Raw genomic sequence first — 12,974 nt, 5'->3', positions numbered from 1 at the left:
CGGAACCCGAACCCGAATCTGGAACCGGACCTGGACCTGGAACCGGACCTGGACCCGGACCCGAGGTCGGACCCGGACCCGGACCCGACTCCGAGGTCGGGGTCGGGGTCGGGGTAGAGGTCGGGAGCGAACCCGACGCAGACGAGGGCGCCGCACCCGGGCGCGTGCCCGGCGTCGCGTCCTGGCCGTCCGGAGGCTCCGTCACGGGAGGCGCTTCCGGAGGCTCTCCGCGATCACCTTGGCGCGGAGGGACAGCAGGCTGAACGAACCGGCGTCGCCGATGCCGTGGCTGGACTCGCACAGCCCGTTGAGGAACAGCGCCGGTGTCTCGGGTGCCACCGGCCGCACCTCGTAGTCCGGTCCGACCGACAGATAGCCGTGCGCGTCGAACGCGAACTCCTCCGCCACCCCGCGCATCAGCGCCGGGACCCGCTCCTGGTGAGCGGCGGGGCCGAGGTCGCGGAAGCCGGTGGCCAGGACCACGAAGTCGGCCTCGTGCACCTCCGACTGCCCCGTGTTCAGCTCGTCCACGCTCATCCGGACGCCGTCCTCGACGACCTCCAGCGAGCGCACCTGCCGGCTGCCGCTGACGAAGACCCGCTGCTCGCCGTCGAGGCGCTGCTCGTAGATCACGCGGTACAGCTCGCGCAGCACGTCCCCGTCGGCGGAGGAGTAGTTCGTCAGCCGCATGAACTGGTCGATGGCGTCCTTCCGTTCGCGGGAGGCGCCGTAGTAGTAGTCGGTGAAGCCGGGGAAGTACCCCTCCTCGCTGAAGGGGCTGGTGTCCTTCTCACGGAGCGTCAGCGACCGTACGAGTGTGGTCACTTCGGCCCGAGGGTAGCGGCGGGACAGGTCGAGGGTGAGCTCGACCGCGCTCTGGCTGCCGCCGACCACCGTCACCCGGCGCGGCACCACACCCGACTCCTCCAGCTCCCGCAGGGCCGGCAGGTACCGCGTGAGGTGGAAGACGCGCGGCGAGTCCACCGTGTCGAACGGCTCCGGGACCAAGGGCGCCCGGCCGGTGCCGACGACGAGGGCCCGCGCCAGGAGCGTCTCGCCGGCCGAGGTGGTGACCGTGTAGCGCGGCAGGCCCTCCTCGTCCCGGCCCAGCGTGACGCCGGTGACGCGCACCCCGTAGTCGACCAGCCGCTCGAAGTGGCCGGCGGCCCAGGTGACGTACTGCGCGTACTCCTTGCGCAGCGGGAACTCCATCGGGAGGTTGAGGTGGTCGAGCAGACGCCCGTTCTCGAACAGGTAGTTGATGAAGCTGTAGCGGCTGCGCGGATTGCGCAGCGAGACCAGGTCACGTACCGGGTGGTTCTGGATGTCCGAGCCGTCGAGCATCATCGCGCTCTGCCAGGACGGGCCCGGGCGGGCTTCCAGGAAGCGGATGTCGAGATCGTGCCCCTCTTCTTCCAGGGCGATGGCGAGAGCCAGGTTGGCCGGACCGAAACCTATGCCGAGCACATCATGGCAGCGGGTCACTGTTCCCCCTTGACGAGAGCGAATGGGAGTGGTGCGGGCCGGGGCTGGGGCGCGTCGGGCGCCGCCCACGGAGGGTCGGCCGGGGCGTGCCGTCAGACGGCGCCGGGACAGGAGCCGCCGGCCGGTACGGCGTCGGCGAGGACCGCCTCGGCGATGCGGCGGCCGGCCTCCGGCGCCGTCTTCACGCCGCCGCCGTTCCAGCCGCACACCGCCCAGGAGCGCGGGACGCCGGTCTCCGAGAGCAGGCCGGACGCGGGGCCGTCGCCGGCCGGGGCGCCGTAGGCGTCGGCGGCGCGGATCGTGTCGAGACGCGGTGCCGTGGCGAGCCACGGGAAGTGCGTGGTGAGCGCGGTGACGGTCGCCCGCGCGTGGTCGGGGTCCGGCGGCGCGCCGACCGGCACGTCCCAGACCAGGTGCGGCATGCCGAGCAGCGTCCGGTCGGCGCCGACCGGCTTGGCGTACAGACCGGTCCGCAGGTCGACGAAGGTCGCGTGGGCCGGGGCGGACGGGCCGCGCCCCACGATGCTCACCTGGATCGACCGCGAGCGGACCGGCGCCGCCGGCCGCAGTCCGGGTACCGGCTCGGCCCCCCACGGGCCGACCGCGGCCACGACGGCCCCGGCGAGGACCGTGCCCGCGTCGGTGACGACCGCCGGGCGGCCGCCGCGCGACTCCACCGCCCGCACGCGGACCCCGCAGCGGACGACGGCGCCGTCGGCGCGCGCCTGCTCCAGCCAGTCGGCCGTGACCTCCGCCGGAGCCACCCAGCCGGCCTCCGGCTCGACCAGGGCGATCCCGCCGGCCAGCCGGACACCGGCCGCCTCCGGGGGCCCCGCCACCACGTGCGCCGAGGTGCCGAGGGCGTCGTTGACGCGCCGCGCCGCCGCCCGTAAGGCCGCCTCCTCGGCCGGGTCGGCGACGGTCACCGCGCCGACCGTACGCAGCGGGGCCCGGCCCGACGCCCAGCGCCCCGGATCCCGGTAGGCGGCCAGGCCGGCCACCGCCAGCGGGGCGACGGCCGGATCGGGGTCGTAGGCGCGGACCATCCCGCCGGAGAAGCCGGTCGCCCCGGCGGCTCCGGGACGGTCCGCCTGCTCCAGGACGACGACGGACGCGCCCCGGCGGGCCAGGTGGTGCGCGACGGCGGCGCCGGTGATCCCGGCGCCCACCACCACGACGTCCGCGACGGCGGGCAGTTCGCCGCCGGGGACGGGACCGGCAGGCCCGGGGTCGCTCACGAGCGCCCGCTCGCGGCGGGCAGGTCCGCCGCCGCGCGGGCGGGCGCGGGCGCCGCGCACCGGGTGCCGGAGGGCAGGAAGGACCAGTCGGCCTCGCGGACCGGCTCTCCCGGCAGGCCCAGCCAGGCCCAGACCCGCTCGGCGACACCGGGGGTGACCGGCCAGGCCAGTGCGGCGAACACCTTGGCCGCCAGGAATTCGAGCGCCAGGCTGGTACGGGCCTCCTCCGCCAGCGACCGCACCCGGCGGGCCACCTCCTCCGTCGCCCGGAACTCGGCGCAGCGCTTCACGAAGGAGTCGAGCAGATCGACGTAGCCGCGGGCGCTGAACGCCTCCGGCAGGATCAGACCGTCGAGTTGACGTGTCGTCAGGTTGAGGTAGCGGTAGAACTCGCGGTGCGCGTCCGTCCAGGCGCCGGTGCCCGGCACCACGCCGCCGTCCACGCCTTCCAGCGTCGCGAAGCCGTCGAGCCACGCGTGTGCGGCGAGGTACAGCGGGTCCTCGGTCAGCCGGCCGGCCCGCTCCTCGGTGATCCGGGTGACCCGGCCCTCCGGGGCGTCGCGCAGCAGCGCCAGGCGGACGGCGTCCGGTCCCGCCTCGGCGAGCGCGTCGTCGGCCCAGACGGCGTGGCCCCGGCTGGTGGAGAACTTCTCGTCGCCCAGGTGCAGGAACTGGTTGGTGACGAACGCGGAGGGCAGGTACGCGTGCAGACCGGCCGCGAAGGCCAGCACCGGCAGCAGCACCGCGTAGTAGAAGCTGTTGTCGTAGCCGAGGAAGAGCACGATCCGCGCCGGGCCGCCCTCCTCCGCCTCGGACCTGGCCGCGTCGAGGAAGGCCAGCGCGAGGTCGGCCCACGGGTCGAGGGCCCGGCCGTCGCCCAGGTCGACGCCCCAGTCGGTGGCCCGGTCGAGCCGGTACGGCGGCAGCCCCTCGTCCAGCAGGCGCTCCACCAGGATCTGCAGGTCGGGCGCGGTGGACGACACCCGCAGGTACTCGCGCAGCTCGTCCGCGTAGGCGTTCATGTCCAGCCAGAGCCCGCGCTCCGGGCGGGTGACGGCCGCCGTGCCGCAGATCCGGCACTTCAGACCGGTCAGCTCCCTGGCCTCGTTGGGCCGTCCGCACGCCTCGCAGATCTCACCGACGCTGGACGCGTCGCAGTGCGCGCAGTTCCCGCTGGCGAACGCCTGGTGCAGCGACAGGTCGCAGCTCGGGCAGTACGCCGTCTCCCGCTCCTCCTCACGCACCGCGGGCGACGCCTTCACCAGGTCGAGCAGGGCCCGCATCCGGTCGCCGTGGCCCGGGTCGGTCAGGGGGCGGGTGAGCCGGTCGACGCCGACGCCGACCGTACGCAGGGTCGCCACGATGCCGTCGCCCTCGGCCGCGGCCACCGCCGTCGGGGTGGTCCCGCGGAGCAGCGCGGCGGTGGCGAGGTACGACTGGTTGTCGTCGGTGCCGGTGGTGTGCCGGGCGTCGCGGCCGGAGCTGCGCAGGGCGCGCACCATCATGTCGGCGCGGACGTAGGGGCCGGCGAGGTGGCCCAGGTGGAGCCCGCCGTTGGGTGTGACCGGCGGGCAGCACACCAGGGTGCGGTCCGCGAGCCGGTCGCGCGGGGGCGACTTCTCCAGGACGGCGACGGCGCTCGGGATGTGTTCCCAGTACACCGAGACGATGTCGAAGGGCTCGTCGTGGTCGTTGCGGATCTCGTGGAAGCCGAACGGTGACAGGTAGCAGACGTGCCCCGGTCCGAGCTCGCGCTCCTCGTCGCCGAGGAGGACGACCGCCTTTCCGGCCAGGACGATGAACATCTCGCCGTCCTGGTGGGCGTGGCGCTTCGAGGTGGTGTGCGCGGGGACGCTGCCGAAGACGGAGCCGAACGGCAGCCCCTCGATGTCGGTCGCGGACAGCATGGGTTGCAGGTGCATCTCGTACGACCAGCTCATCGCGGAACGGTCGAAGGCGCGCGTGATCACGGTTTCCCCCTGGTGGAGTGGTCGGTAGGGCCGGGCGGTGTCAGGAGTCCGAGGCGGGGCGGGCCGCCGAGGCGCTCACCTTGGTCGGCGCGCCGTCGGCGTCGAAGGGCCGGCGGAAGGAGAAGGAGAACGGCGAGGAGCCGTGGTCGTGCAGGTGCTCCAGCCGGACGCAGGCGTCCGCCCAGGTGGGGACCTCGTCGTCGGCCACCCACCAGGCGGCGTACGTCGGCCATTCCGGCTTCAGGAACCACTCGTGGCGCCGGCTGAGCGTCGTGCGGTGCAGTCCGCCGTAGGCGAAGGCGAAGACGGACTCCAGGTCGGCCCAGAGCGACAGGGTGCAGGCCCGGCTGTCGGTCTCGTCGGTCCGGCCACCGGTGTAGAAGCGGGGCACCTCGAACTTCCCCCAGTCGCCCCAGTCCCGGTGGAAATTGCTGAGGTGGCTCTGATCGGGTTCCTCTTTCGCCCGTGCGACGAATCCCCGGCTCCGCTCCGCCTCCTCGAAGGTCGGCGGCGTCAGGTCGTCGAATTCCTGCACCTCGGGATGCCCGTACGGTTCCTTCAGGATCGCGAACGTCGTGAACGCGACACGCGCCATCGGTCTCGGTCCTTCCCTAGTGAAATGTCCGGTCGTGGAAGACGGTGTTCTGCGGGGCGCGGAGACTATTTCCGCGCCGCACCCGAACCGCGGGCCATCAATCCGCGCATGAATGCGCGCTGGAATTCGGCCGGCATGATCATGCGGCCGGTCAGGGCGAGGTATTTCCCGCTCAGTTCCTGATTTCCGCAGATGGTCTCGAACATGCGCTTGCGGGTCGTCTCGTCCTTCTCGACGAGGGAGTCCCCGCAGATTCCCTCCGCGTGCGGCAGCAGGGTCTTCTCGAACCGTTCCCGGTAGGCGTCGAGCCCTTCGCGGACGCCGTCGGCGTCCAGCGTCCGGCCGGCGAACGAGTGGGCCAGCAGCTGGGCGGTGAGGAGCGCGAACCCGCACCCGACGCCGCTCATGGCGTCCAGGGACAGGGCCGCGTCGCCGACGAACGGGACGGAGCCGGCCACCGGCCGCCGGATCAGGCTCGGGTAGTCGGCGTAACCGAGCAGCGGCCCCTCCGGGACCGCGTTCGTCACCGACGGCGCGTCCGCGAGCCCGTCGAAGTACTTCAGGAACTCCTGCATCCGGCCGTCCGCGCCCCGCCATCCCTCGACCCGGGACTTCTCCGCGAAGAGCACCAGTTCGGTCCTGCCGTCGACGAGCGGGTAACTGCACGCCAGATCCCGCTCGTTCATCACGAAGACCGAGCGGTTGTCGGCCGGTGCCTCGATGCCCGTGAAATAGCCGAAGACCGCGGCCCGTTCGTTCGGGCGGCTCTCGGCCTCGTTGCCGAGCAGCCCGGCGAGGCGCGAGCGCCGTCCGTCCGCCGCCACCACCAGCCGCGCCCGGTACCGCCGGGTCCCGGTCTCGGCCGAGGTGTGCACGGTCCAGCCGTCGGCGTCCCGCTCGATCCCCTCGACCCCGGTGGCCTCGACGAAGCGGACGCCGTGCCGCCGCGCGGACTCCCGGATCGCAGGGTCGAGCACCCGCCGCTCCAGGTTGAGCGCGTACGACTCCGGCACCTCGGGGTCGTATCCGGGGCCCGGCGTCTCGACCACGCCGCCGGGCGTCACGAAGACGGCCTTGGTCGCCACCGACCAGGCGGGCTCGCGGAGATGGGCGAGTCCGAGGGCGTTGAGCAGGGGAACGGTGTGCGGCTGCACGAAGTGGGTGCAGAGCTGCTTGTGGTACGCGTCGGGCGTCGCCTTCTTCTCGAAGACCGCCACCCGGTACCCCATCGTGGCGAAGTGGACGGCGGTGGCGCAGCCGGCCAGGCTGCCGCCCACCACCGCCACGTCCAGCGGTGCTTCGTCGTGCTCCTCGGTGCTGCTCACGGATCGGCTCTCCACATCTCCGGTTCGGGCGGGGTGTTCGCGTGCGGTGGCGGGTGCTAGCACCCGCAGGTGGCGTGGTGGGTGTGGTCGGCGGCGGCGTGGCCCTCGATCGGGTGGCCGTCCCGCTTCCACCAGTCGAGGCCGCCGATCAGCTCCTTGACCCGGAAGCCCGCCGTCGCCAGCTTGATCGCGGTCTTGGTGGAGGCGTTGCACCCGATGCCGTCGCAATAGGTCACGTACAGCGGCGCCCTGGACAGGCCGGCCAGCGAGTCCTGGGAGATCGAGCGGTGCGGGATGCTGACCGCGCCGGGGATGTGGCCGGCCGCGTACGACTCGCTGCTGCGGCCGTCGACCACGACGAGGTCCTGGCCGGCGTCGAGCGCGTCCTGGAGGTCCGCCGAGTCGATCTCGTACGCGAGCTTCGCCTGGTAGTAGGCGAGCTGGTCGTTGTGCTCGCGGGGCTCGGCGGCGCTCGGGGCGGCGGCCGGCGCCTGCTCCTCCGGCTCGGCCAGGAAGCGGCCGGCGAGGGCGTAGAGGTCGCCCAGCGTGCTGGGCGTGACGAGGGAGTCGGCGTGCTCGCCGAGGTCCACTCCGGCGTCCTCCAGGAGGGTCACCAGGACGCTGATGGTCAGGAGCGAGTCCAGGCCGAGCGTGTTGAGCGGGGTGGAGTCGGGGAGCGGGGCGAGGTCCACCGGCTTGCCCAGCGCCGTCTCCAGGTACTCCCCGACCTTCTCCTTGACCGTGTCGTTCACCACTGTGCTCATATCCCCACCTCGTCATCAAAGGGTTCGACGGTGCCGTCGGCCGACAGTTCGAAGTACGTCGCGTGCGAGGGCCCGGCGGCCGCCGCGCCGAGCCGTTCGGCCAGGAAGGACCCGCTGCGGTCGCCGGCCCAGGGGGCGGGTGCCGGGGGGTTCCAGGCGATCAGGGCCGGGCGCAGGGGCTCGGGCAGGTGCTCGCGCAGATGCGCGGTCAGGTCGGGCAGGCTCCGCCGCTCCTTCGCGGCGACCAGGAGCGCGACGGCGTCCCGCCCCGCCCGCGTGACCACCGCGGCGGCCGCCCGCTCGACGCCGGGGAGGCCGAGGGCGGCCCGCTCGATCTCGTGCAGATGGGTGCGGCGGCCCGCCAGCCACACGATCCGTTCGTCGGCGTGGCGGCGCAGGACGAGGGCGCCGTCGGCGTCGTACGCGCAGACGTCCCCGGTACGCAGCCAGCGGGTCCCGTCGGCGTCGACGAGCAGCCGTTCCGTCTCCTCGGGCTGGTCGAAGTAGCCGCGCATGACCTGCGGGCCGCCGATCCAGAGCTCGCCCTCCGCGCCGGGCCCGTGGACCTCGGCCCCGTCCCGGACGAGCCGGGCGAGGGTGCCCCGCAGAGGCCGGCCGACGGGGCAGGGGTCGGCGCTCGCGGTCTGGGCGGGGCCGACGGTCTGGGTGAACCCGAAGATCGTGGCCTCGGGCGGTCCGAAGGCCTGCACCAGCCGGATCCCGGGGAGCCGTTCCGCCCAGACGCGCAGGACGGCGGACGGGCAGACCTGGGCGCCCGTCATGACCACTTCCAGGGTGGGCATCTTCTCCCGGTCGATCTGCCGGGCGTCGCGGGTGAGCAGGTCGAGCAGCACGGTGACGGCGAGGAGGTGGGTGATCCGCTGCCGGGCGATCGCGGAGCGCAGCAGGGCGCCCACGGGGAGGCTGCGGTACTGGTGGACGAAGGCCCCGACGGAGAGGGGCAGCAGCGTGTCCAGGAGGGACACGTCGAAGTGGAACGGGGAGAGGCTCAGCACCCGGGAGTCGGGGGTGAGGCGCAGCACCTCGTTGTGGCCGGTGAAGTGGGCGAGCAGGCCGGCTGCGGTGATCTCGGCGCCCTGCGGCACCCCGGTGGCGCCGGAGGCGAAGACGATGTAGGCGGTGTCCCGCGGGCCGTGGGCCAGGGTGGGCTGCGGGGCGTCGGGTCCGGAGAGGACCGCGCCGAGCTCCTCCCCGTGGAGCAACGGGGTGCCGGGGAGCGCGTTCGGGCGGGTCGCCGGTGTGATCACGGCGGCCGGCCGGACCCGTCGGAGCAGGGAGACGGTCCGGTGCTCGGGCTCGTCGGAGTCGACGGGCACGTGGACGGCGCCGCGCTTCCAGATGCCCAGGATAATCATGGGCATGACAGGCCGGGTCTCGGTGAGGACCGCGACCCGGTCGCCCGGGCCCACCCCCTGTCCGGCCAGCCAGGCCGCGATCCCGAGGGCGCCCTGTTCGAGCTCGGCGAAGGTGTACCGGGTGGTGCCGTCGTCGATCGCGACGCGCTCCGGCCACTTGCGGGCCGGGGCCGCCAGGAGGTCGCCGAGGGCGGGCGGCGTGCCGTCCGCGGCGGCGGGATCGGTCGACCACGGCGGCAGCGTCACCGCACCGGTCCTGGCAGTCATGAGAGGCCCTGTTCTGTGAGGGGGAAGGCGGTCCCGGCGATCTCGGCGACGGCGCTCCCGGCCGAGGCGAGCCGTCCGGCGTACAGGCAGAAGTCGTGCGGGAGGTCCGGGAAGTGCCGGTGCCGCAGGCCGGGGGAGCGGGCGGCCATGAGCTCCGCCCAGGCGAGCCCCTCGTCCCGCAGGACGTCGTGTCCCGCGGTCACGATCGAGCAGTCCGGCAGCCGCGCCAGGTCCCGGTCCCCCAGCCGCATCGGGTCGAAGTCCCGCTCGGAGAAGAAGGGTTCGAGGAAGGAGGTGAAGAGCCGCATCGCGTCCCGGTCGAGGAAGTGCCCCTCGCCGAAGGCCCCGTAGGAGGCGCGCTCCGTCCGCAGGTCGAGGACGGGATAGAGGAGCACCACCCGGGCGAACGCCCCTGGCAGCACCCGCAGGCTCAGGTAGAGCGCGAGGAGTCCGCCGACGCTGTCGCCCGCCAGCACGATCGGACGGTCCGTCAGGGTCCGGCAGCGGGCGGCGATCCGGTCCGCGAGGAGCCCCACCGACTCCTCCACGGTGTGCTCCGGCGCCTTCGGGTAGTCGTAGGCGTCCACGGGCGCCCGGAGGGTGCCCGCGAGCGTGCGTAAGAAGGGCTGGAAGACGGCGGTCGAGTAGTAGACCATCCCGCCGCCGTGGATGTACACGACCCACGGGCTGTCCGGGTCCTCCCCGGCCGGCCGGACGGTCACCCCGTGGGGGCCGGCCTCGACCGCGGCACCGTCCGCCGGGTCGACGGCGCCGCCGAAGCGGGCGATCCACCGTTCGGCGTTGGCCCGGTCCTCGGTGAGGGAGCCGGTGGAGCCCCGTACCGCCATGATCCGGCGGGCGGCGGCCAGCCGGGCGAACTCGGGGTGGAGCGGGGCGGTGTCCGTGTGCGCGGGGCGGAGCGCCTTCGTTCCCGTGGGTTCCGGGTGCGGCGGCTTCGTGCCTGTGGGTCCGGGGTGGAGCGCCTCCGTGCCCGTGGGTTCGGAGCACGGCGCCTTCGTATCCATGGGCTCGGAGCGGAGCGCCTCCGTGTCGGCGCTCCCCGGCTGTGGCCGGATGGCCGCCGCTTCCGTGTTCGTCTCCGTGCCGGCGTCAGGCATGGGTGTCCTCGTCGACCGGCTCGACGTCTCCCGCGGGGGTGAACGCGAAGCGGGTCGCGCCCGAGTCCCGGGCCGCCTCGGCGAGCCGCCGCATCAGCAGCTTCTCGTCCGTCTTGCCGGTCGAGGAGACGGTGAGCTCCGGGGACCAGGCGACGACGGTCGGCAGCATGTACGCGGGCAGCAGCTCGGCGAGCCGCTTCTCCACGTCCGCGACCACCGCCCGGTCCGGCGCCATCACCACCAGGGCGATCACGTCGTGCCCCAGGCGCGGGACCAGTGCGACGGCCGCCCGCTCGACGCCGTGGAGGCTCAGCGCGGTCTGCCGGATCTCGCCCAGATGGATCCGCCGGCCGGCCAGCTTGACCTCGTCGTCGTTCCGGCCGCGGAAGACGATGTCGCCGTTCTCGTCGTAGCTGCACAGGTCGCCGGTGCGGTAGTAGCGGACGCCGTCCACCTCGACCACCCGCCGGGCGGTCTCCTCGGGCTGCCCGTAGTAGCCGCGCATCACCTGCTCGCCGCCGATCCACAACTCGCCGACGCGGTCCGTCTCGTGGACCTCGGAGCCCTCGTCCACGATCCGCGCCGCCACCCCGCGCAGGGGCCTGCCGATCGGGTACGAGCCGACGCGCTCCCGGTCGACCCGCTCGATCTCGTGGGCGACGCAGACGATCGTCGCCTCGGTCGGCCCGTACACGTTGATGACCCGGACCTCGGGGAGCCCGTCCTTCCAGACGTTGATGACGCCGGGGTCGCAGACCTCCGCGCCCGTCATCACCATCTCCAGGCCCGGGAAGTTCTCCCGGGTCACGTGCCGCCCGCCCTCGGTGATCATCGTCAGCAGGGTGGAGACCGCGATCAGGTGGGTGATCCGCTCACGGGCGATGACCGCCCGCATCACGGCGCCGGCGTGCATACCGCGGAACTGGTGGACGTACGCGCCCAGCGACAGCGGCAGCAGCGTGTCCTCGATCGACACGTCGAAGTGGAAGGGGGAGAGGCTGAAGACCCGGGACTCCGGCGTGAACCGCAGCACCTCGTTGTGGTTGCCGAAGTACGCCACCAGATTGGCGACAGTGATCTCGACCCCCTTGGGCTCACCCGTGGAGCCCGAGGTGAAGATGATGTACGCCGTGGACTCCGGCCCGTGCGGCACGGTCGGCCACTCCCGCGCCGGGCCCGCCAGGATCTCGTCCAGCTCCGTCCGGCCGGCCCAGCGGACCCCGTCGGCCACCGGCTCCCGGTCGTCGAGGGCGAGCACCACCCGGGGATCGAGCCGGCCGAGCAGTCCGCGCAGCCGCGGTTCCGGGGCCGTACCGTCGAGGGGGACGTAGACGGCGCCGCACTTCCAGATCGCCAGGGCCAGCACCGGCATGAGCGCGCTCTTCTCGGCGAGGATCGCCACCCGGTCGTCCGGGCGCACCCCCCGGTCGGCCAGCCAGGCCGCGAGCGTCGTGGCCCGCCGCTCCAGCTCCCCGAAGGTGAGGCCGAGCCGTCCGTCGTGGAGGGCCGGACGGTCCGGCCGGTGGAGCGCCGCCGCGCGGACCAGATCGCCGAGCGCGGGCGCCGGCCGGGCGTGGGCGGCAGGGTCGATCGACCAGGGGGGTAACGGGGCGGACGGCTCGGCGGTCCGCTCCTGCTCGGGGTTCGTCGTCACGAGGCGTCACGCACCCCGACGTCGTAGTGGAAGCGGACCTTGTCCCTGGTGCGGGCGCCCATCCGCTCGTAGAAGCCGATGCCCGTCTCGTTGTCCGGCGGCGTCTGCCACTCGGCCCAGCCGCAGCCCTCGGCGAGCGCGAACTCCCGCAGGCGTTCCAGGAAGACCCGGCCGAGACCCAGGCCCCGGTACGCCTCCTGGAGGTAGAGGCAGTCCATGTACGCGAACCGCTCCGCGCTCCAGGTGGCGAAGTCGGTCGTCACGGTCATGAAGCCGCAGGGCTCCGCGCCGTCCAGCGCGACCCAGCCGTGCAGTGCGGGCCGCTCCCCGAAGAAGGCCGAACGCCAGCGCTCCACCTGGCCGTTCTCGTGGAACTCCGCCTTCTCGTACTCCGCGTGCTCGACGCAGAGCCCGAGCAGCGCGTCCAAGTGGTCCGGCTCGATCGGCCGGACCGCGATGTCCTGCTTCACACCCACCCCGAGAAGGTCGTTTCCAGATACGCGTCGACCGCCGCCCGGTCGTCGCTGCCGCGCGCCAGCACGGTGTTGACCCAGGCGTCCCGCTCGAACTTCACCACTTCGAGCTCCCAGACGCAGGCGATGAGGTCCCGCTCGGCGAGGGGGGTGAAGGACGTGTTCCCCTCGGCGTCGACCACCGCGCCGCGCACCCAGTGCTTCAGCATGTCGGCGTCGTACCACTGGCTCACCAGAAGATACGTTCCTTCTGCACCGCGGTGCAGGATCAGGAAGCCGGCCGGGTGGTCACCCCGGGCCGGGGACTCGCTCAGCACCGTGGCCGCGTGCCGCTCCAGGAACTCCGGCTTCGGCAGGTCGCCGGCGAGCTCCGGGTCCGCGAACATCGCGTACGCCTTCAGCGCCCGGCCGTTCACGTGCACCGGGGGGAGCGCCTTCACGAGGCGCGGTGTGTAGGTCAGAGGGTTCATGCGGAGCTGTTCCCCGCCCTCGGTTCGCGTTCCATGTCTGACACGTGCTCTTCGCCTCCGGGCTGTCGTGGATCAGCGGTGCGGAAGTGCTCTGAAGAACGAGAGGAACTCTGGTGACGGATCCTCATATATAGCGGTACATCACTGCATGGGGTCGGTGCGCGAGTAAGATCATAGAGATCGGAAGGCCTGTGCGAAAGACCACGCTGACCTCGCCGTTTGTGTGAAACCTGTTCAAC

11 protein-coding genes are annotated in these 12,974 nt (G+C 73.0%); all 11 read right to left on the bottom strand.

Annotated elements, in window-relative coordinates; translation table 11 throughout:
- Positions 1-201: 201 nt before the first annotated feature.
- The 11 genes from ACFYT9_RS29195 to ACFYT9_RS29145 all read right to left on the bottom strand — a co-directional run bounded on the left by ACFYT9_RS29195 (position 202) and on the right by ACFYT9_RS29145 (position 12,735).
- On the bottom strand, positions 202-1,485 hold the full coding sequence (locus tag ACFYT9_RS29195; protein ID WP_389168709.1) for a lysine N(6)-hydroxylase/L-ornithine N(5)-oxygenase family protein: 1,284 nt from the start codon (positions 1,483-1,485) through the stop codon (positions 202-204).
- A gap of 92 nt (positions 1,486-1,577) precedes the next feature.
- On the bottom strand, positions 1,578-2,723 hold the full coding sequence (locus ACFYT9_RS29190) for an NAD(P)/FAD-dependent oxidoreductase (protein WP_389168707.1): 1,146 nt from the start codon (positions 2,721-2,723) through the stop codon (positions 1,578-1,580).
- Complete coding sequence (locus ACFYT9_RS29185) at positions 2,720-4,693, bottom strand: class I tRNA ligase family protein (RefSeq protein ID WP_389168706.1); 1,974 nt, start codon at positions 4,691-4,693, stop codon at positions 2,720-2,722. Before ACFYT9_RS29185 ends, ACFYT9_RS29190 begins: the two co-directional genes overlap by 4 nt.
- A gap of 40 nt (positions 4,694-4,733) precedes the next feature.
- A complete protein-coding gene (locus tag ACFYT9_RS29180) occupies positions 4,734-5,288 on the bottom strand; it encodes a DUF3291 domain-containing protein (RefSeq protein ID WP_376599392.1) in 555 nt (184 codons plus the stop codon).
- A 65-nt stretch (positions 5,289-5,353) separates the two neighbouring features.
- Positions 5,354-6,613, bottom strand: a complete 1,260-nt coding sequence (locus ACFYT9_RS29175) for an NAD(P)/FAD-dependent oxidoreductase (protein WP_389168704.1) — start codon at positions 6,611-6,613, stop codon at positions 5,354-5,356.
- A 56-nt stretch (positions 6,614-6,669) separates the two neighbouring features.
- Positions 6,670-7,377: a rhodanese-like domain-containing protein gene (locus ACFYT9_RS29170; RefSeq protein WP_389168702.1), complete on the bottom strand. Its 708-nt coding sequence runs from the start codon at positions 7,375-7,377 to the stop codon at positions 6,670-6,672.
- A complete protein-coding gene (locus ACFYT9_RS29165; protein ID WP_389168700.1) occupies positions 7,374-9,020 on the bottom strand; it encodes an AMP-binding protein in 1,647 nt (548 codons plus the stop codon). The genes ACFYT9_RS29170 and ACFYT9_RS29165 overlap by 4 nt, the downstream gene beginning before the upstream one ends.
- Positions 9,017-10,138, bottom strand: a complete 1,122-nt coding sequence (locus ACFYT9_RS29160; RefSeq protein WP_389168698.1) for an alpha/beta hydrolase fold domain-containing protein — start codon at positions 10,136-10,138, stop codon at positions 9,017-9,019. The genes ACFYT9_RS29165 and ACFYT9_RS29160 overlap by 4 nt, the downstream gene beginning before the upstream one ends.
- On the bottom strand, positions 10,131-11,792 hold the full coding sequence (locus tag ACFYT9_RS29155) for an amino acid adenylation domain-containing protein (RefSeq protein WP_389168696.1): 1,662 nt from the start codon (positions 11,790-11,792) through the stop codon (positions 10,131-10,133). The genes ACFYT9_RS29160 and ACFYT9_RS29155 overlap by 8 nt, the downstream gene beginning before the upstream one ends.
- Positions 11,789-12,268 carry a GNAT family N-acetyltransferase gene (locus ACFYT9_RS29150; protein WP_389168694.1) on the bottom strand — a complete coding sequence of 160 codons (480 nt, stop codon included), beginning with the start codon at positions 12,266-12,268 and terminating at the stop codon, positions 11,789-11,791. Before ACFYT9_RS29150 ends, ACFYT9_RS29155 begins: the two co-directional genes overlap by 4 nt.
- Positions 12,259-12,735 carry a hypothetical protein gene (locus ACFYT9_RS29145; RefSeq protein ID WP_376599383.1) on the bottom strand — a complete coding sequence of 159 codons (477 nt, stop codon included), beginning with the start codon at positions 12,733-12,735 and terminating at the stop codon, positions 12,259-12,261. The genes ACFYT9_RS29150 and ACFYT9_RS29145 overlap by 10 nt, the downstream gene beginning before the upstream one ends.
- Positions 12,736-12,974 lie beyond the last annotated feature (239 nt).

Source organism: Streptomyces sp. NPDC004435 (assembly GCF_042873895.1).
Classification (GTDB): Bacteria; Actinomycetota; Actinomycetes; order Streptomycetales; family Streptomycetaceae; genus Streptomyces.
This window is presented reverse-complemented; position numbering and strand designations above follow the sequence as displayed.